1 rRNA gene is annotated in these 230 nt (G+C 57.0%); it reads left to right on the top strand.

Going from position 1 to position 230, the window contains the following annotated elements:
* Positions 1-230: ribosomal RNA gene (locus ACTHSX_RS10940) — 16S ribosomal RNA — on the top strand; the annotation flags it as partial.

Raw genomic sequence — 230 nt, 5'->3', positions numbered from 1 at the left:
CAATGGGCGAAAGCCTGATGGTGCGACGCCGCGTGAGGGATGAAGGCCTTCGGGTCGTAAACCTCTGTCACCGGGGAAGAAACGCTGCAATTTAACAGATTGCAGCCTGACTTAACCCGGAGAGGAAGCAGTGGCTAACTCTGTGCCAGCAGCCGCGGTAATACAGAGACTGCAAGCGTTATTCGGATTCACTGGGCGTAAAGGGTGCGCAGGCGGCCATGTGTGTCAGG

Source organism: Neisseria sp. P0014.S002 (assembly GCF_051958295.1).
GTDB lineage: Bacteria > Pseudomonadota > Gammaproteobacteria > Burkholderiales > Neisseriaceae > Neisseria > Neisseria flavescens_B.
This window is presented reverse-complemented; position numbering and strand designations above follow the sequence as displayed.